The following is a 20,709-nucleotide window of genomic DNA, read 5'->3' on the forward strand; positions in this document are numbered from 1 at the left end:
TCAACCAGCACAATGTAGTCTTTAACACTAAACATCAGTCCATTAGGCATATCTAAACGTTCATTTCCTACAAATGGTAGTAACTCTTTTGGTTGCTCACCTTTAATCGCTGAATTTATGCGTCGTTGAATACTTGTGTAATCTGAAGTTTCAGGTGTTGCAGCCATTTGTGCGCGAATTGGATTCAAATCAACATACGCCATACAGGCGAGTACGGCCGCATCATCTAACAAGGCTTGAGATTTAAACCGCCCTTCCCAAAAACGGCCTGTACACTTGTCTTCTTTATTGGCCATTCTAGCAATCGGTTCACTCAAGGAACGCATAAACCAGCTAATGTCAGTCAAACGTTGGCGGTATTGAATGATACATTCATGAGCCGTCTTTAACTCAAATTCATTAAGCACTTCACCTTTAACAAATTTATGGGTCAGCAATGTACCTTTAAAGCCTTTATACCATAGGTATTATCAAGCTAAGTCAGTTAAACACCGAAGCCTATTCTCAAACTCATTGATGGGGCTAAGCGCTTAAAAAGGTTGCAATTTGAAGCGGTTAAAAACCCATTGGCAGTCAGCCAGTACTAGATCTAGAAGTTAGCTTCACCAAGCTAATAACCTCACTCTATTTTCAAACTTACATACTCACTAAAGCCACAAGTCATATAAAACCTTAACTGAGTAAAATTAGCAATAACCAAGTGCGTAGCCCTTGCTAGAGCCTTTCTATAGCTGGTGTAACCTGCTCAAAATCAAAAAAATATACAGTTTACACTTACTAAGCATTTAAATTTGGATAATTCATGTTATAAATAAAGAGTATTGGTTAGTAAAAAGTAAACAGCGTGTTGCTAGCAACAGCTTTGCGCAACGTAATAATCTTGAAATATCATTGCAAGCAAGAAATGCATGATACGAAGCTAAACAAAGTCGCCTAAAGAGTACTGCACTGAAATATTTCACTAGGTGATATTAAAATTAATAGAATTATAAAAGGAGGTTATATGTCGCTCATAAAGCTCTTAGTACTATTTACATTCAGTGTTACTTTTTCGCTTTCCGCATCCTCAAATAACGCTAAAAATGAAGAAAAACTTGTTCTATCATCTTGTAAGTCGCTAAATAACGAATCAGCCACCATTTCGGCTATGCCATGTACTTACTATATTCAGGGCTTTCTTGCTGGTGCATTAAATACGAGTCAGCAATACGAACTTAGAAACAATACCGAAGGATTTGCTGACAGAGCTTACCGTACTCGAGTTGGTACACAGACATCCAAAAAGCTACCTACAATCGTATGTATACCCGCAGATGTAACTCGAGAACAACTGGTTCAGCAGATAGTCGATCGAACAATTAACCAACTGTCTCCATCTACAGATTCTTTTAATGACCTTCACAGGCAAGTATATCAAGCATTAGCTGATGAATCGTCATGCGAGCAAAATGATTAACGAGTAAAAAGCTAACCATAATAATTTTAAAACTCGCCAGGTTTTGTACTGGAGTTAACTAACACGAAGCATTAAATAATATGACACAAAAAAATAAAAGCGGCGTTGTTCCAAGCCATAGGCTTAGCCTGTTATTAACCTTAGCCCTATTTTGGTGGATTAACTCAAATTACACTAACCCGCTTTTATTATCACTGGGTACAGGCTCAATCATGCTGGTGCTTTATGTTGCCCAAAAAATGGATGTTATCGACCAAGAAACGCACCCAATCCGTCTAAATGCCAATATGCCAGGCTATACGATATGGTTAGTGAAAGAAGTTATTTTATCTAATATTAGTGTGGTTAAACATATCTGGCTGGGTAACAGCAGTATCTCTTCAACACTCACTACCATAGACACTCGCCAATGCTCAGATATTAATAAAGTCATTTACGCCAACTCCATTACCCTAACCCCTGGCACAGTAGCGATAGACTTAATTGATGACAAGCTTACTGTTCATGCTTTACATAAAGATGGTATCGACGCACTAAAAGCCGGAGAGATGGACCGCCGGGTAAGGGAGCTTGAAGACTAATGTTAGCTACTGCCACCATCGCTATTCTCGTTGTTATGCTACTGGCAATCATTCGCTGTATTGCCGGCCCGACGCTTTATGATCGAATATTAGCTTTCAACTCTTTTGGTACTAAAGCCATACTGCTTATTTCGCTATTGGGCTTTTTAATGGGACGCCCAGAGTTTCTCGATATCGCCCTTGTTTATGCCCTCATTAACTTTATCAGCGTCATCGGCGTTTTACGCTATTCAGACTCAGCCGAGTTCAAAGTGACCCCCTATAAATCTCATTTAACCAAGAAGAGGAAGAAATGAATCTCTTACTCGAAATAAGCAGTGGTTTATGCCTGCTAATTGGTAGCTTCCTTTGTTTTTCTGGTGGTATAGGGATTATTCGTTTCCCTGATTTTTACACCCGAATGCACGCTGCAAGCGTAACCGATACCTTAGGTGCAAGCTCAATCCTGATAGGGTTAATGCTGCAAAGCCCAAATGGTTTAGTACTCATTAAGTTGGTATTGATTTTAGTATTCACACTCTTTATCAACCCTTCTGCTAGTCATGCCTTAGCAAAAGCGGCATTACATAATGGCCTATTACCGCAAAAAGATAAGCCTGATCCTCAGGGAGGAAACAAGCCATCGAAGCCTTAGTAGATGTAATACTATTAATCTTTTTAGTGGTCATCGCCATCGCTATCGTTCGCATGAGAGATCTATTAGCGGTCGTCATGTTAACCGGAATTTATGGCTTATTATCAGCCTGTTTCTTTGTGGTACTCGACGCTGTAGATGTTGCCTTTACCGAAGCGTCTGTAGGTGCAGGAATATCAGGCTTACTCATGCTAGCCGCCATTACCATGACTGGCCGAAAAGAGGCGCCAAAGCGGCATAAACCCTTTCTTGCACTGTTTGTTGTACTCGTCACTGGTAGCATGCTGATCTACGGTACCCTAGATATGCCTTATTTTGGCACTGTTGATGCGCCAGTGCATCAACATGTTGCCCCGCGCTATATTCATGACTCGATGGACGAGGTAGGTGTGCCTAATATTGTGACGTCAGTATTAGGGAGCTACCGAGCCTTTGATACTTTAGGTGAAGTAGCCGTTATCTTTACCGCAGGTATTGGCGTGCTTTCGCTGTTATCACTGCCTCGTCGCCGTAAAAAAATTCAATCTGAAGAGCCAACAGAAGAACAAATGCATGAGCGCCACATGGTGGTGCGCATCGTCAGTAAAACACTTATTCCTTTAATCTTGTTATTTGCACTTTATGTACAATTCCATGGTGACTTTGGGCCTGGTGGCGGATTTCAAGCAGGTGTTATCTTCGCTGCTGCGATTATTCTTTATACCATGCTATTTGGTTTAGATACCGCTAAAAAGGTATTTAATCCGGCGCTAATTCAATTGCTTGCTGCTGTTGGGCTTTTGCTCTATGCCAGTGTCGGAGTTGTTTCCATGATCAATGGGGCTAACTTCTTAGATTACAACGTACTGGCTGAAAATCCGATTGATGGCCAGCACTTAGGCATACTGCTGATTGAATTAGGCGTGGGCATCACTGTCGCTTCGGTGATGTTAAGCATCTTTTTCAACTTTGATGGCCGCAGACAAGCTCAGGCTCAAATTCAAGCTGAGAAAAACAGCTCAGATAAAAAAGGGGAGCAGGATGTTTCTCGGACTCTATAACTATTGGATCGTCGTATTGTTGATGATGATTGGCTTTTATATCGTTATCGCCCATGGAAACTTGGTTAAGAAGTTAGTTGGACTCACCATTTTTCAAACCTCAGTGTTTATTTTTTATATCAGTGTCGGCATGGTCGAGCGTGGTAGCGCACCGATATTGGCTGAAGGGATCAGTGATTACTCTAACCCGCTGCCCCATGTGTTAATTCTAACTGCCATTGTGGTGGGTATTGCGACCACAGCGCTTGGCCTAGCACTGGTGATCAGAATCAAAGAAGCCTATGGCTGTATAGAAGAAGATGAGATCCAAAAACAAGATCAGCTCAACGAGGACGAATCATAGTGTTAGCTCACCTGCCTGTTTTACAAGTTGTGGTGCCGCTAATGGCAGCCCCGCTATGCTGGTTCCTAAATCGCTCCAAACTTGTGTGGATATTTGCCTTATTGGTGTGCAGTGCTACCTGTATCAACAGCATAATATTACTAATTGAGGTCATGAAGTCTGGCACCATTACCTATGAACTTGGGGGTTGGGAAGCACCTTGGGGCATTGAATATCGCATCGATAAGCTGAACGCCTTTTTACTGCTAATCATCTCCACCATAGGTACTGTGGTGTTGTTTGCCGCTAACACCAGCATACAAAAAGAGTTAGACGAAGACCGCCACACCTTATTTTACAGCTTATACCTGCTGTCTTTAACCGGCATGTTCGGCATTGTGGCAACCGGTGATGCCTTTAATGTATTTGTATTTTTAGAGATTTCCTCACTGTCCTCCTATGCCTTAATTGCCTTGGGTAAAGATAGACGAGCACTGTGGGCTGCCTACCAATACCTGATAATGGGTACCATTGGTGCCACCTTTATTTTGATTGGTATTGGCATGCTCTATCAAATGACGGGCACGCTAAACATGAGCGATTTAGCTGTTAGGTTAGTTGATGTTGGCCACACCCGTACAGTATTTGCAGCATTCGCCTTTTTAATTGTCGGGATCTGCTTAAAGCTGGCGTTATTTCCACTGCACCTGTGGCTACCTAATGCTTATGCCTATGCACCTTCAATTGTGACAGCATTTTTAGCAGCAACCTCAACTAAGGTTGCTGTGTATCTGCTCATTCGTTTTACTTTTACCGTACTTGGCATCTCTTTCTCATTCACCACCCTGCCCCTGCAAAGTATTTTAATGGTGCTTGGTCTTATAGGTGTTTTTGCCGCATCTATCACGGCTATTTATCAGCAAAATGTGAAACACATCTTAGCTTACTCAAGTATCGCTCAGGTGGGATATATGATCATTGGCTACTCGATTAATACCAGTACCGGCATTATGGCCACCTTACTACATTTGTTTAACCATGCCTTAATGAAAGGCGCGCTGTTTTTAGCATTAGGCGCTGTAATGTACCGCATTGGCAGCGTCCAGCTCAAACAGTTCCAAGGCCTAGGTAAACAAATGCCATTGACCATGTCAGCCATCGTTATTGGTGGGCTCAGTTTGATTGGTGTGCCATTGACCGTCGGTTTTGTCAGTAAATGGTATCTGCTTATCGCCAGTGTTGAGGCTGGTATGTGGCCAGTGGCCGTTCTTATTCTATTGGGATCACTGCTGGCGATTATCTATATCTGGCGTATTGTAGAAATGGCTTACTTCAAGCCGCCACTTAATGGGTGTGAAACTGTCAAAGAGGCGCCTTGGACCTTCCTCGCCCCTATTTGGGCGCTCATTTTCGCTAATATTTATTTCGGTATAGATACTCGCCTAAGCGTGCAAGTTGCACAGGCGGCTTCTCAAAGTTTGTTTGGAATAACCCCATGAATCCATCTTTGCCGCTGATGTTACAGCTAACTATCTTATTGCCTTTACTGGCAACCTTTGCAATTGCAGCAACAGGAAAGAAACCTAACCTGCGTGAGGCTATCACCATCAGTATCAGCCTTATGGTGCTTTACTGCGTAATCAATATCTACCAAGCCCTCATGGCTGGTGCCAGTATTGAGGTCTCATGGTGGGAGCTGATGCCTGATTTAGAGGTGAGTTTTGTCGTAGAACCGCTCGGTATGCTGTTTGCTCTCATTGCCAGTTTTCTTTGGCTAATCACCACCATTTACGCCATCGGCTATATGCGTGACCATAATGAGGATAACCAAACTCGCTTTTATATCTGTTTCGCTTTGGCGATTAGTGCAGTGATGGGGCTCGCCTTTTCAGCCAACCTGTTTACTCTGTTTATCTTTTACGAAGTGCTCACTCTATCAACCTATCCGCTGGTGACTCACGCAGGTACAGACAAGGCCAAACAAGGTGGCCGTGTCTACCTCGGTATCTTGCTCACTACCTCTATCGCCTTTTTCTTACTGGCCATCATCTTAACTTGGTTTGTGACTGGCACCCTTGAATTTACAGCAGGCGGCGTATTTGATGCCGATGTGGATACCACCATTGCAGGCATAATCCTAATGCTATTTATATTTGGCATTGGTAAGGCTGCCATTATGCCATTTCATCGCTGGCTACCCGCAGCGATGGTGGCACCAACACCGGTCAGCGCCCTGCTTCATGCTGTAGCGGTAGTAAAAGCAGGAGTATTTACGGTATTGAAGGTGTGTATTTTCATTTTTGGACTCGACCTACTCCCCCAATTACCAACTACTGAATTTTTACTTTATTTAGCTACCCTTTCAGTGCTCTTAGCTTCAATCGTGGCGATGCGACAAGACAACTTAAAAGCCAGATTGGCCTACTCAACAGTGAGCCAACTCGGCTATATCACTATTGGGGCACTGCTAGCTACTTCATCGGGTGTGATTGGTAGTTCAATGCATATTGCCTCCCATGCCTTTGGCAAAATTACCCTATTCTTTTGTGCTGGCGCCATTTTGGTGGCTAGCCATAAATCTAAGGTAAGCGAAATGCGCGGCTTAGGTTTTGCCATGCCAATCACCATGGGCGCTTTTTTTATTGCCAGCCTTAGCATTATCGGCGTTCCACCAGCCGGAGGGACATGGAGTAAATGGTTCCTATTGATGGGCACTATTGAAACCGGCTATTGGGTTGTCATGGTTGCTTTAATGCTCAGTTCATTACTCAACATCGCCTACCTACTACCTATTCCTTACCATGCGTTTTTCCCCGGTAAAGGGTATAAGTCATCAAGTACAGATATTAAAGAAGCACCAATGGCTTCATTAATCGCATTAATTATCACATCCCTAGGCTGCTTGATTATGTTCATCCATCCACAGCCCGTTTATGAGTTGGCGAAAGCTATCTTGACTGTATCTGGAGTTAGCCATGGACAATGAGAAGCAATATCTCTTTGATAAACCGAAAAACATTCAGCGGGTTTTATACCTGTTATATACCTGTTGTGCATTGCTTGTGGCACTTGATTTTGTTATTCATCGCCATGTTTATCATAGCTGGGAAAACCTGCCAGCGTTTTATCCTATCTATGGCTTTGTCGGCTGCGTCATCTTGGTCATAGTCGCCAGCTGGATGCGTACCTTTTTGATGCGCCCAGAAGATTATTATGGACCCGTTGAAGAGCTTGATAATAGCAAAATTGAAATAGTCGACGTCAGCGATGGCCACGCCAAAGAAGCTAACAATAAAGGTGATCGCAATGTGGATGCTTGAGTTACCGCCGTTTGTGCTGTTTATCATTGGCGGATTGATTGCTGCTACAACTCGTGGAAAGCTGCGCGGTGCCTTGATGATAGCGATTCCAGTGATCAGCGGATTGCATTTGTGGACTGTGCCAGAAGGCGTCCATTTGCAATTGATGTTTTTAGACTATGAATTAATCCCTTATCGCGCAGATAAATTAAGCCTGATGTTTGGCTATATTTTCCATATTGCCGCATTTATTGGCATCGTCTACTCATTGCACGTTAAAGATACAGTGCAACAAGTTGCCGCTATGCTGTACGCAGGTAGCGCTATTGGTGCGGTGTTTGCGGGTGATTTACTTACCTTGTTTGTGTTCTGGGAGCTGTTGGCATTTACCTCAGTATTTCTAGTTTGGGCTCGTCGTACTCCAGCAGCATATAGCGCGGGGATGCGCTACCTCATCATGCAGGTTCTCTCTGGGGTTATTTTGCTGATAGGTGCGCTGTTTTATATCTCTGAAACCGGTAGCCTAGCCTTTGACTATATCGGCCTAGATAGCATTGCAGGATGGCTTATCTTTATTGCCTTCGGTATTAAGTGTGCTTTTCCTTTTGCTCACACTTGGCTTACCGACGCTTACCCTGAAGCGACGCCGACCGGTACAGTGTTACTCAGCGCATTTACCACTAAAGTGGCGGTTTATGCACTTGCTCGGGCTTACCCTGGCACTGAGTTGCTGATATACATTGGCGCTACAATGACCTGTTTCCCAATCTTCTTTGCGGTGATTGAAAACGATCTTCGCCGAGTGCTTGCCTATAGTTTGATTAACCAAGTAGGCTTTATGGTCGTCGGCATCGGGATCGGGACTTCGCTGGCATTAAATGGTGCAGTGTCTCATGCTTTTAACGATGTCATTTTTAAAGGCTTGTTGTTTATGAGTATGGGCGCCGTACTGCATATGACAGGGCGTAGAAATGGCTCCGATCTCGGCGGCCTTTATAAGACCATGCCAAAAACCACGATACTGTGTATTGTTGGTGCGGCCTCCATTTCTGCATTCCCTCTGTTTAGCGGTTTTGTCAGTAAATCCATGGTGATGTCTGCCGCAATGGAAACTGGCCATGACTGGGTCTGGTTAATGCTACTGTTTGCGTCAGCAGGTGTTTTTCATCACGCGGGGATCAAAATCCCTTACTTTGCCTTCTTTGCCCATGACTCGGGTATTCGAGCCAACGATCCACCGCTCAATATGTTAACAGCAATGTTTATCGCTGCCTGTCTATGTATTGGTATTGGTATTTATCCTGCAGCGCTTTATTCTCTGCTGCCATACGATACGGGTTACAACCCATATGATGCGACCCATGTACTCGCTCAGACTCAGTTATTACTGTTTTCAGCATTAGCGTTCGTTTGGCTCAATCTCAAAGGTAAATATCCACCAGAGCTTCGCTCTACTCACCTTGATGTAGATTGGGTATACAGGCGCTTAGTGCCTAATGCACTGCAGCGCATATTTGCAGTCATTTGGAAAGTGGATGGCGAAATTCGTCAATCAATTCGTGGGAAGTTAGACCAATGTCAGCAGTTTTTAGCGCGCCAATACAAAGGGGGGGGGAGCTTTATCTCGAGCGACTATCCATCTGGCAACATGGTGCTTTGGGTAGCAGTGATTCTAGCCAGCTACCTATTCATTGGCTTTATAAACTGACTCAGTCTCATTAATATACTCTCTAGCTTGTTTGCCTATAAACATGAGTAAACAGGCTACTTGTTGTTTTTTTGGGAGTGGATCTCAATTAATAATCAAGTAAATTATTGAATTAAAATTTAGCTTCAATCAATAAATCCTATAGAAAAAAACAGGAGTTTTGCCAACCAAACTCCATGTAATTTGGTTGCTTATTTAGCGCTTAACCCCTAGATGTGATAAAAGCCTTTCAAACCTAATAACAACCTCTTAGAATGGTTTTTATCATCATTTGTAGAGTCGATTAATGCTTAGATTAATTCAATCAAATCAGATGGAAGTTCTGTCAGAACAACTGTCTAAAATGCTCGCTATCCCCCTTGATAACGCTAATTTACTCGCAAATGAACATATCTTGGTGCAAAGTCCGGGGATGTCGACTTGGCTGCGCTTAGAAGTGGCTAAATATAATGGTATTGCTGCCGCCCTGTCCTTTCCGCTGCCGTCGAGTTTTACCTGGCAGTTATGCCATGAACTGCTGCCAGATGTGCCTAAAGATAATGCCTTTACTAAAGCGGCGATGACGTGGAAGTTAATGGATTTACTGCCGCCATTACTTGATGACCCTGACTTTGCGCCGCTACAAGCCTATTTAGCTCCGGTTGAAAATCAGCACGCCAACCATACAGATGAAGCGCTACCCTATATCCAAGCTGGCAGTTTTGATGCCATTAAGCTGTATCAATTATGTGGCCGTATTGCCGATATTTTTGACCAATACTTAGTGTATCGCCCTGAGTGGATTCTAGCTTGGGAGCAAAACGAGCATCCGCTGAAGCTGGAAGAAAACCAGCGTTGGCAACCTAAGCTCTGGCGGGCACTTATTGAATATAACCAGCACCACCTTCATGCCAGCACTTATCATCGCGCTAACTTACATCAACACTTAATTGCTGCACTGCAAAACCCTGACACTGTAATTAAGTCGCTACCTGAGCGATTATTTGTGTTTGGTATTTCTTCTATGCCGCCACAAACCTTGCAAGTGCTGTATCACTTGGCTGAACGCATTGAAGTGATTATGTTTTCCTTAAGCCCTTGTCAGCATTACTGGGGCGATATTGTTGACCCTAAAGCTCGCGCAAGAATGGCGCTGCAATATGTTGATAAAAAGCAGTTAGGCGAGCAATGGGAAGAAAAGCTCGAAGTGGGTAATCCGATCCTGGCTAACAATGGCAAAATGGGCCGTGAATTACTGGATTTAATGCTCGAACTACCGCCAGAACACACTGACTTTAGTTACGACTGCTATATCGAGCCCGAACAATCCCCTGACAGTTTAAATCTACTCCAAGGGGTGCAATACGATATTCTGCAAATGGAAACCTTAGGCCAAGCCCTTGGCCCTGATGCAGCACTTTATCAAAATGTCGCCAATAGACGCTCGTTAAGCCAGCAAGACCAATCAATTACCCTGCGCAGTTGCCATAGCCCGCTACGAGAAGTCGAAACCCTGCACGATCATTTACTCGAGTTACTGTCAAGCAATGCGAATGACAACGGTAAAGCATCACTAAAACCCAAAGATATCGTGGTGATGATGCCCGACGTGGCAGCTTATGCGCCTTATATTGATGCAGTATTTGGCACCAGCAATAGCGGTTTACATCGAAGTAATCAAGACTCAGGCAAAACAGCCAACTACTATATTCCCTATGCCATTGCCGATAGAGGCGCAGCTCAAGAGTCACCGCTAATTAACAGCTTTTTGAATTTACTCAATATTAATCAAAGCCGTTTTGGCCTCACTGACATTATCAGTATTCTCGAAGTCCCAGCAATTTTACGAAAATTTCAGCTCGATGATGATGCTCTGCAGCTTATTAGACGTTGGCTAGATGATGCCAACGTGCGTTGGGGCCGTGATGAAAAAACCCGATTGCAACAAGGAGTACCAGCGTTTAAGCAGAACTCTTGGGCATTTGGTATTAGCCGCTTAATTCAAGGTTATGCTTTTAATGATGAATCAGCGCTTTATAACGATTCACTGCTAGTACAAGGTGTTGAAGGCCAGTCTGCGCAAATTCTTGGCTATTTACTCAATTTCTTAGAGGCCATTGACGAATATCAACTGCAACTGGCTAGCCAATGTCCAACCCTTGAACGTATCGCGCAGCTACAAGCTTTATTAGAGGTTTTCTTTGATGCTGATGATGACGAGCGCGAGCAAGTTCAAACCATTCGCGAAGCCTTAGTCACCTTAAGTACCGAGCTTGAAGACGCCGGTCATCAAGGTGAACTCGATGTTGAAGTGCTCAAGCAATGGTTTAATCAAAACCTTAATGAATCTCGAGTTGGTCAGCGCTACCTTGCAGGGAGTGTGAACTTTTGTACCTTGATGCCGATGCGCTCAATTCCTTTTAAAGTGGTATGTTTACTGGGTATGAATGATGGGGTGTATCCACGAGTACAACACCCTGTTGGATTTGACTTAATGGCCCACAATGGCGCTATTAAAGGTGACCGTTCCCGCCGATTAGACGATCGTTACCTGTTTTTAGAAGCTTTATTGTCTGCCAGAGAGCAATTTTATATCAGCTACATTGGCCACTCTGAGCGTGATAACGCTGAACGAATTCCCTCAATGTTGGTGTCAGAGCTAACCGAGTATTGCCAGCTGTGTTATTTTGCTGACTATTATTTCACTACAAATAATGAGCCTCAACTCGAAATCGGCCAAGGCTTACGTGAAAGCGTTGAAGTAAATAATGCCGATAAAGCAATATTACGCCATTTAATCCAGCAGCAACCGCTGCAGCCCTTTGATGCCAAATTGTTTACTGCAACTCAGCAAACTAAATTGCAGCAAAGTTATAATCATCAGTGGTGCCCGCCAAGTATCGCAGATGCGAACCACTTACTTAATAATGCCCGCTTCTTTAACCGCCTTAAGCCGTTAGATTTAGCCAACGATGACAACCCATTTGATGCTGTTGCCGACGATGGCAGCGCCATTGTGCAACTTGAATTGTCGGCATTATTACGCTTTTTCAGAAGCCCAGCGCAATTCTTTTTCAATCGCAGTTTAAAAATTGATTTTAATTTACGAATTCAAGCTGACGATAACGACGAGCCATTTAACTTAGATGCATTAGAGCGCTATAAATTGCAATCAGCAATGATTGACAGTGCAGTGCATCACCAACTTGAACACGCTGACATTGAGTTTATCAACCAGCTAAAAGCCAGTGGCAGTTTACCCATGGCGCCCTTTGATGATGTGCTGCTTAATCGCTATCAAAACGACATTAAATACGTCATTGGTCGGGTGCTCTATCTCACAGGCGATAAGAGCCACAGTCAGGAAGTGGATATTGATTTACAGTTTGAAGGGCTAACGCCGCTAAACAGCGAGGCTTTAGACAGCACTCAATCAAGCATTAACGTTAACCTTATTGGCCGCATCGATGATATTTACGCTAAAGGGCAAATAAATTATCGCCCTGGCACTGCCCATGGCCGTGATTTTGTCAGGGTGTATTTGCGCCATTTATGCCTTAATGCCGCAGGGGTTGAGAAAAACAGTTACCTGCTGGATATTGGCCATTTTCATGCCTTTAGCGCAATTACACCAGAGTCCGCTCAGCAATTATTACAGCAATTTATTCAAGCTTATCTCAATGGCCAAGCCCAGCCGTTATGCTTTATGCCGCGCACCGCGTTAGCCTATGTTGAAGCCGATGGTGATCATATGGAAAAACTGCAAGCTGCCGAGCCATTATGGCTTGATGAACAATCAGGCTTTGGTGAAGGGAACGATCCCCATAATCGCCGTTTATTTAGTTTTCCTGAAGACTTTACTGAAGCTGAATTTGGCAAAACAGCCACCATGTTACTGCAACCTATGTTGAGTATTTATCACAAAGGCACCCTCGCCGAGCTTGACGAATATGCTATCCAACCACCTAAGCTCTCTGTAATTAAAGGGGGCAAAGCCTAATGACTCAAATTAATGACAATGCTAGCAAGTTAGAGGCCGCTAACACCGAAATGACTGACTCTGAAATCGCTAATGGCAAAGAAACTCACTCAAAAGTCAGCAAGCTTAATCCGCTAACACTGCCTTTTGCAGGTTCAAGCTTAATTGAAGCCAGTGCTGGCACAGGTAAAACCTACACCATTTCTGGGCTGTATTTACGGCTATTACTGGGCGATAAAGATAAAGCGCCGCTCACCTGTGAACAGATTTTAGTGGTGACCTTTACTAATGCCGCCACCGAAGAGCTGCGGGATCGAATTCGTAAACGTATTCAAGTGGCCTTTAAGTGCTTTATTGGCTTAGACACCAATGATGAATTTGTAGAGGCGCTGTACCAACAAGTACCAGAGTCTGAGCGGGCAATTGCCCTAAGACGGTTAGATTTAGCACTAAAGTCACTAGATGAAGCGGCGATTTTTACCATTCACGGTTTTTGTCAACGCATTTTATCTGACATGGCGTTTGAGTCATCGCTATTATTCGAGTCAGAATTTACTCTCGATGACAGTGAGTTTTTACATCATGCCGTGCGTGATTTTTGGCGTGAGACCTGCTACCCACTGCCACAAGTATTAGCCCAAGTGATTGATAACGAGTTTGGCGACCCTGATAGCTTGGCTTGGCAACTTAAACCGTTACTCGGCGCGAGCCAAGCCAATATCCCGTTTGTGGCGAAAGAGTTTAACCAGTTAGCTGATGAATTAGTTCAAAGCCTTGCTCGCTTTAAAAAGCGCTGGCCAACAGACAGTGAAAAAGAACTGGAACTGCTACACAGCTTACCGCTCAATGGCGCGAGATTCGGCAAAAAAGCCGATGATTATCCAAAGCTTGCGGCCATGTATGATCGCTTAACCAATTGGGTTAGCTTCGGCAATGGCCTGCCGCCAGTTAAAGATTTAGAAATGCTGGCGCTATCTGAGTTAAAACTCAATAAAGGTGGCACTATCCCCAGCGCAAATGATGCGCCGCTGCTCGATCATATCGAGCGATTATTTGCACTTATCCAGCAAATAAAGCCATCATTTTTAATTCGCGCCCGTGACGGTATTCGGCTGCGATTTATGCTGCAAAAAGCCCAGCGCAACTTAATGACCCCAGATGATCTCTTGATCACCTTGGCTGATGCCTTATCAACTGCTACTAAATCAACTGATACTGAATCAACTGATACTGAATCAACTGCTACTGAATCCAGCGCACACCATTTAGCCAAAGCCATTGCAACACGCTTTCCGGTGGCATTAATTGATGAATTCCAAGATACTGATCCGCTGCAATTTACTATTTTCTCAACCATTTATCAGCAGCAAACCCAGCTTGATAGTTTAAGTTTATTAATGATTGGCGATCCCAAACAAGCCATTTATGCCTTTCGCGGCGCCGATATTCATACCTATATCCATGCCCGTAAGCAAACTAAAGCGCACTATAACCTCGAAACCAATTACCGCTCATCCACGGCACTGGTCAATGGGGTTAACCAGCTCTTTAGCCAACATCAGGATCCATTTATCAGTGATGCGATCCCTTATGATGTGGTTGATACCCCAGCCAGCGCTGACAATAAAAAGCTCACTGAAGCCACTGAAGACAAATCAGCGCTGCGAATTAAACTGCTTGGCGAAGGTGAAAGCGGCTTAAATAAAACTACTGCCCGTCATCTACTGGCGAATGATGCTGCCAGTGAAATAAAACGTTTATTAACTGAAGCGCAAACTGAGCAATGCCATATGAATGGCACAGCGCTCATCGCCAAAGATATTGCCGTGTTAGTGCGCGATAAAAATGAAGCCTCGGTGATGAAGCAAGCCTTAAGCGAGCGTAATATTGGCGCAGTATTTTTAAGCCGAGATAGCGTATTTAACACCCAAGAGGCCTTTGAACTGGCGATAATTTTACGGGCTATTGCTAACCCGAAAGATGAGCGCTGCCTTCGCGCAGCACTCGCCACTGAGCTTATGGGTTACAGCGCCCAGCAAATTCATCTGTTTAATCAAGATGAAGAGCAGCGACAAAGCTTACTGGACCAATTTGCTGATTGGCATCAAACCTGGCTTAAGCGCGGCATCATGCCTGCACTGTTAAGTTTGGCTAACCAAACCCAGCTGATTAAGCGCTATTTAAGTAAACAGCTTAGCCCAAGCGTCGACAGCAACTCAGATAGTATGGCTGATAGTAGTGTTGATAGTAGTGCTAATAGTAATGCTGAAAGTGGCGAGCGCCGACTCACCGATTTCCGCCATTTGTGCGAACTACTGCAGCAAAAAGCCACCGAACTTGATGGTAGCAGCGCGATAATGAATTGGTTTGAGCAACAACTGATTGATGCTCAAGGCAATGATGAGCAGCAATTGCGCCTTGAAAGCGAACAAAATCTGGTGCAAATCGTTACCATTCATAAAAGTAAGGGGCTTGAATATCCCGTTTGTATGGTGCCATTTATCAGTCTCGCGCGGGATAATCGCAAAAAGCCTTCGCCTATGCTTTACCATAAAAATGACCAATTAGTTTGGGATGTTGAGGGCACGAAAGAAGGCTGGGAGCAATACAAACAAGAAAACCTCGCTGAAGATTTACGTCTGTTATACGTGGCGCTCACCCGTCCGGTTTATGTGTGTTACTTATACATTGCCAACCATAGCCGCATGCTTAAAGCTGGGGTAAGTAGTCACTTATACGAAACCGCCATTGGTTATTTATTGGGGATCACCACTAAAGATTGTGATTTTGAGTTGTTATCACAACAAGCACTGGCCATAAAAACCAGCGCGCCAGTGCCCGATGCCATTAGCGTGGTTCAGCTAGAGGCGATTGATGACTCAGCGCTCACTGAACTTAATGGCCAGTCGCAACAGTTAGCGGCAAAAACCTTGCAGCGTGATTACCACACCCCATGGCGAGTTGGCAGTTACTCAGGTTTGGTGAAACACCTTGCCCATGAAAAAGTCTCTCCGGGTGCCGACGATGAAGATTTTAGCCAAGAAACCCTGCCGCAATTTGAATCCGCAGCTGACATCAACCCTTTTGACACTGATGTTGAAAACAACGCCATTAATCGTTTTACCTTCGAGCGCGGCGCCAATGCCGGTAGCTTCATGCATTTGGTGTTAGAGCTATTTGATTTCACCAATGCTGAGGTTGAATTGCCACAAGCCTTACCCAAAGCCATGGAGCAATATGGTTTTGACCAAGAGATATGGACAGATACCTTAATCCAGTGGTATCAACAAATCCTTCATAGCCCGCTCATTACCAATAATGCAGCGCAAGATAATCAGCTATTAAATGATCATGGTTTGCCACTGACATTAGCCCAGTTAGCCCCAGAGCAAAAATTAGTTGAGATGGAGTTTTATCTGCCCATTAGCCAATTAAAATCTCAGCAGTTAAATCAGTTGTTACAACAATATGGTTATGATGCAGGGCTTGAATTTGACGAGCTACAAGGCATGTTAAAAGGCTTTATCGATTTAACCTTTGAGTATAAAGGCCAGTATTTTATTGCCGATTATAAATCTAACCATTTGGGTGACGATTTAACATGTTATGACCATAATGCGATGGCGACAGCCATCAGTAGCCACCGTTATAATTTACAATATATTCTTTATACCTTGGCACTGCATCGTTACTTATCTTTGCGAATGCCAAGTTATGATTACCAGCGTCATATAGGCGGCAGTTTTTACCTTTTCTTACGTGGTATGAGCCCAGAAGCTTCAGGCGCAGGAATATTTTTTGATAAACCGCCATTGGCCTTAATCACTGATTTAGATGCACTATTTTCAAACAACAATGCATTGGAGCAAAAATAATGATTACCCTTAGCGCCCCAATGACTCAGTTACTTAAAAATTGGCAACAACAAGGGTTAATTACCCCACTTGATCGTCACTTCGCCCTTGAAATGGCCAACTCTCAGCTCGCTCAAGTTGATGCCAAAAATGACACTGCTGATGAGTTTTTATTATTAATCTGTGCGCTATTAAGCCAGCAATTATCAAGTCAGCACAGCTGCTTAGTTATCGATAATATCGATCTTGATAATCCGTTTTGCGAGCAAGAGTCCCATTGCAAGTTAACAATAACCCACCAGCAACTCAGTGACGCTATCGAAGCATTAGCCTGTGTCGGCCAACCTGATGATAACCAGCCATTAATTGTTGAGCATAACCGATTGTACTTAAACAAGTATTATCACTTTGAAACCCAAGTGGCAGCCCGATTCAACCAGTTGGCACAAGTTAACTTAACTGTTGATACCGCAACGCTAGCGCAATATTTGAATGACTTATTCGATGAAAAACCAGATGTAAATAGCAAGAGCATCAACTGGCAAAAAGTGGCCACTGCTACGGCGCTAACTAAAGCCTTAGCGGTGATTACTGGCGGCCCCGGCACAGGTAAAACTACCACTGTCACTAAGTTGCTCTTGTTACTGCTAACTCAAAAAGCCTTAACCATTCGACTGGTGGCGCCAACCGGTAAAGCCGCTGCGCGATTAAGTGAGTCCATTAAAGCCTCTAAAGCGCGGCTAGTAAGTCAAGTTGAGCAAACCGCTAAGCCAGAGCTAATTGATGCCCTAAGCAAAATTCCTGAAGAGGCTGCTACGCTGCACCGTTTGTTGGGAGTGATCCCTAACTCACACTTATTTAGACACCACAAAGATAACCCTCTTAGGTTAGATTTATTGGTGGTCGATGAAGCATCAATGGTGGATTTGCCTATGATGCATAAGCTATTAAGCGCCCTGCCTAAAAATGCCCGCCTAATATTATTGGGCGATCAAGACCAGCTGGCATCCGTTGAAGCAGGCGCTGTATTGGCGGATATTTGTGCAGGGTTAAAAGTGACTGCCGATCTTAGTGCTAATGCATCACCATGGCAAATGCGCTATTCAGAGCAGCAAGCCAACTTATTGCAGCAGTTAACTCAGCAAAATACCAGTCAGTTTATTCATCCTAAACCTATGCTCGGCGACAATTTATGCATGCTGATGCACAGCCACCGCTTTAAAGGCGATGGCGGCATTGGCTTGCTGGCCAATGCGGTAAACTATGTCAACATCAACGGCATTCGCCGTGAGTGGCAGTGCGGCCATCAAGAGTTAACTTGGATAGAGCATCAGCCCGATGCCCAAAGTCTGCCGTTATTGCAATCGGCAGTGGCAGCTTATGCCGAGTATTTGCAAAAAGTGCTCGATAATCAGCATGCTTACTCGCAGCAATTAAGCTGTATTTATGGCGCAGAAGAGATTATTGATACCTTCAATAAATTCCGCATTCTATGTGCCATGCGCTCAGGTGAATTTGGCGTTGATGGCATGAACCTCGCCATCACTAATGTGCTCAATCAGAATCATTGGATAAAACCCACTCAAGAATTTTACCTTGGTAGACCGATTATCATTCAAAGTAATGATTACAATTTAGGCTTATTCAACGGCGATATTGGCTTGATATTGCAAGATGAGCAAAAGCCCGAAAAATTAATGGCCTACTTCGTTAAAGCCGATGGCAGCTTGTTGAAAGTACAACCTGCAAGGCTGCCCAATCACGACAGTTGCTTTGCGATGACCGTACATAAAAGCCAAGGCAGCGAGTTTGAAAAAGTCGCCTTTGTGTTACCACAAAAACCCAGTAACGCCCAATGGCAGCTGCTGACTAAAGAGTTGGTTTATACCGCTATCACCCGCGCTAAAGAGCATTTTATTTGTTTAGGCACACCGTATGTATTTGAGCGTGCCAGCAAACAGGTAACCTCACGCGCATCAGGCTTAGCACTAAGGTTATGGGGAGAGGATAACGAGTAGTTGGTATCTCAACTATGGATACTGCCGCCAAGCAATTGATCAAATAGATATAGATAGAGCTAGAAATGTAACTTTTTGATGTTTTTCCATAAAGCAGCTAAGTTAGTTCCTATGAGTTAATTCATAGAAACAAGGAAGTATTATGGATCTAGAAAAGAGTTTAGACCAAGCAGATAAGACAATAAATGACCCTAACCCGCCTAGATGGCAAAAGATAGGTAAAGAAAACTATAACCTAGCTCTCAATCGATTCAGCCCGGGGCATGAATTTAAAATTGCGCCGCTACATAAGGAAGGCTTTGAAAACGCTGCATTTATTGTAACCCATATCACTAATGATAAAATATCCACTGTGATTGATTATAACGGTGAAATTATAAGTGTTTCAGTCGCGTTCAATGATCTGACTTGTGACTCAAAAACTACCCCCTCAACGGGCAAAACCTCTAAGCCTGTTTTAAGTTCTTCAGCTGGAAAGGATTCGTTTGAATGCGTCGTATTTTTAAAGCGAACAGGCTAGTATCATCGAACGGATAATCTTTAAAAACTTAAACTGGCAGTTATCCCGTTAAGATAACTGCCAAATCAAACACTAAAAACAACCTAAAAACTATCCCCAGGTATTCTTACCCAACCTTCCATAAGCACTCTTGCACTGCGGCTCATGCTGGCTTTATTCACCTGCCAGCTACCATTGGATAATGTCGCTTCTGCGCCCACTTTTAGAGTGCCCGATGGATGACCAAACACCACTGAAGTACGTGCTTGTCCACCAGCGGCAAGATTGACTAGCGAGCCTTCAACGGCAGCAGCCGTGCCTATTGCTACCGCTGCTGTACCCATCATGGCATGGTGCAGTTTACCCATTGATAATGCCCGCACTTGTAAGTCAATATCAGTGGCTAATACTGCTTTACCACTTGATGAGTTGTATGCACTTGGCGGCGACACAAAGGCAATCTTTGGCGTGTGTTGGCGCGCTGCGGCTTCATCAATGTGTTTAATTAACCCCATTTGCACTGCACCATGGGCACGTAAGCTTTCGAAAAATGCTAATGCGCTATCATCATTGTTTATGTCATCTTGAAGCTCATTACCCACATAACCAATGTCGGCAGCATTAACAAATATCGTTGGAATACCTGCATTAATCATAGTGGCTTTAATGGATGGGATCCCTTTTGCGCTAAGCTCTGGCACAACTAAATCATCCACCACATTACCAGTTGGGAACATCGCTGCATCAGCGTCTGCTGGCGCTAAAAACTCTACCAGTACTTCGGCTGCAGGAAAGGTCACCCCGTCTAATTCAAAATCACCGGTTTCTTGCACTGCGCCGTTAGCCATTGGCACGTGCGCAATTATGGTTTTGCTGATATTGGCCTGCCATATACGCACTACCGCAATACCATTTTCAGGTACGCGGCTACTGTCAATTAAGCCATTGGATATGGCAAACGAACCCACAGCCGCCGTTAAATTACCGCAATTACCACTCCAATCAACGAAGGGTTTGTCTATGGCCACTTGGCCAAAAAGGTAATCCACATCATGATCGGCGTGGCGGCTTTTAGACAGTATTACCGTTTTGCTGGTACTTGAGGTTGCGCCGCCCATGCCATCAGTTTGTTTGCCATAGGGATCTGGACTGCCGATGACTCTAAGCAGCATGGCATCGCGGGCATCGCCAGCCACTTGAGCGGATTTAGGTAAATCAGTTAGATTGAAAAACACCCCTTTACTGGTGCCACCACGCATATAGGTTGCTGGAATTTTTATTTGTGGAATATGAGACATCATGTTTCCTAAAATCAATCAGCACAATGAGTGAGAGGCGCT

The 20,709-nt window shown here is 44.0% G+C and carries 15 protein-coding genes and 1 pseudogene; 14 read left to right on the forward strand and 2 right to left on the reverse strand.

Going from position 1 to position 20,709, the window contains the following annotated elements; genetic code table 11:
• Positions 1-461: pseudogene (locus Q4533_RS18435) on the reverse strand (transposase); the annotation flags it as partial.
• Positions 462-1,003: 542 nt separating this feature from the next.
• Between Q4533_RS18435 and Q4533_RS18440 the strand changes: the two are divergent.
• From Q4533_RS18440 to Q4533_RS18505, 14 genes are all read left to right on the forward strand, one after another.
• Positions 1,004-1,456, forward strand: coding sequence for a Rap1a/Tai family immunity protein (locus Q4533_RS18440; protein WP_102476327.1), 453 nt, complete (start codon positions 1,004-1,006; stop codon positions 1,454-1,456).
• An 80-nt stretch (positions 1,457-1,536) separates the two neighbouring features.
• Complete coding sequence (locus Q4533_RS18445; protein WP_303503745.1) at positions 1,537-2,037, forward strand: Na+/H+ antiporter subunit E; 501 nt, start codon at positions 1,537-1,539, stop codon at positions 2,035-2,037.
• A complete protein-coding gene (locus Q4533_RS18450) occupies positions 2,037-2,333 on the forward strand; it encodes a monovalent cation/H+ antiporter complex subunit F (protein ID WP_102440570.1) in 297 nt (98 codons plus the stop codon). The genes Q4533_RS18445 and Q4533_RS18450 overlap by 1 nt, the downstream gene beginning before the upstream one ends.
• Positions 2,330-2,671, forward strand: a complete 342-nt coding sequence (gene mnhG, locus Q4533_RS18455; protein WP_102440569.1) for a monovalent cation/H(+) antiporter subunit G — start codon at positions 2,330-2,332, stop codon at positions 2,669-2,671. Before Q4533_RS18450 ends, mnhG begins: the two co-directional genes overlap by 4 nt.
• A gap of 26 nt (positions 2,672-2,697) precedes the next feature.
• Entirely contained in the window at positions 2,698-3,711 is a 1,014-nt protein-coding gene (locus tag Q4533_RS18460; RefSeq protein WP_277869117.1) for a Na(+)/H(+) antiporter subunit B, read from the forward strand.
• The gene (locus Q4533_RS18465; RefSeq protein WP_102440567.1) at positions 3,692-4,054 is read left to right on the forward strand and encodes a cation:proton antiporter subunit C; all 363 of its coding nucleotides are present in this window, start codon (positions 3,692-3,694) and stop codon (positions 4,052-4,054) included. Before Q4533_RS18460 ends, Q4533_RS18465 begins: the two co-directional genes overlap by 20 nt.
• Entirely contained in the window at positions 4,054-5,532 is a 1,479-nt protein-coding gene (locus Q4533_RS18470; protein ID WP_102440566.1) for a monovalent cation/H+ antiporter subunit D family protein, read from the forward strand. Before Q4533_RS18465 ends, Q4533_RS18470 begins: the two co-directional genes overlap by 1 nt.
• Positions 5,529-7,019, forward strand: coding sequence for a monovalent cation/H+ antiporter subunit D family protein (locus Q4533_RS18475; protein WP_102476328.1), 1,491 nt, complete (start codon positions 5,529-5,531; stop codon positions 7,017-7,019). Before Q4533_RS18470 ends, Q4533_RS18475 begins: the two co-directional genes overlap by 4 nt.
• Entirely contained in the window at positions 7,009-7,353 is a 345-nt protein-coding gene (locus Q4533_RS18480; protein ID WP_102440564.1) for a hypothetical protein, read from the forward strand. Before Q4533_RS18475 ends, Q4533_RS18480 begins: the two co-directional genes overlap by 11 nt.
• Complete coding sequence (locus Q4533_RS18485) at positions 7,340-9,040, forward strand: Na(+)/H(+) antiporter subunit D (RefSeq protein ID WP_303503747.1); 1,701 nt, start codon at positions 7,340-7,342, stop codon at positions 9,038-9,040. The genes Q4533_RS18480 and Q4533_RS18485 overlap by 14 nt, the downstream gene beginning before the upstream one ends.
• 286 nt (positions 9,041-9,326) lie before the next feature.
• On the forward strand, positions 9,327-13,019 hold the full coding sequence (gene recC / locus Q4533_RS18490; protein ID WP_303503749.1) for an exodeoxyribonuclease V subunit gamma: 3,693 nt from the start codon (positions 9,327-9,329) through the stop codon (positions 13,017-13,019).
• Between the two features lie 50 nt (positions 13,020-13,069).
• Entirely contained in the window at positions 13,070-16,873 is a 3,804-nt protein-coding gene (locus tag Q4533_RS18495; RefSeq protein WP_303503759.1) for a UvrD-helicase domain-containing protein, read from the forward strand.
• Complete coding sequence (gene recD, locus Q4533_RS18500) at positions 16,873-18,870, forward strand: exodeoxyribonuclease V subunit alpha (RefSeq protein WP_303503751.1); 1,998 nt, start codon at positions 16,873-16,875, stop codon at positions 18,868-18,870. The genes Q4533_RS18495 and recD overlap by 1 nt, the downstream gene beginning before the upstream one ends.
• A gap of 142 nt (positions 18,871-19,012) precedes the next feature.
• Positions 19,013-19,390 (forward strand): hypothetical protein, encoded by a 378-nt coding sequence (locus tag Q4533_RS18505; RefSeq protein WP_303503753.1) that lies wholly within the window; start codon positions 19,013-19,015, stop codon positions 19,388-19,390.
• A gap of 83 nt (positions 19,391-19,473) precedes the next feature.
• Here the strand turns inward: Q4533_RS18505 and prpF are convergent, their stop codons facing one another.
• Positions 19,474-20,667, reverse strand: coding sequence for a 2-methylaconitate cis-trans isomerase PrpF (gene prpF / locus Q4533_RS18510; RefSeq protein WP_102531803.1), 1,194 nt, complete (start codon positions 20,665-20,667; stop codon positions 19,474-19,476).
• Positions 20,668-20,709 lie beyond the last annotated feature (42 nt).

It is taken from the genome of Shewanella sp. 6_MG-2023 (assembly GCF_030547195.1).
Lineage (GTDB): Bacteria > Pseudomonadota > Gammaproteobacteria > Enterobacterales > Shewanellaceae > Shewanella.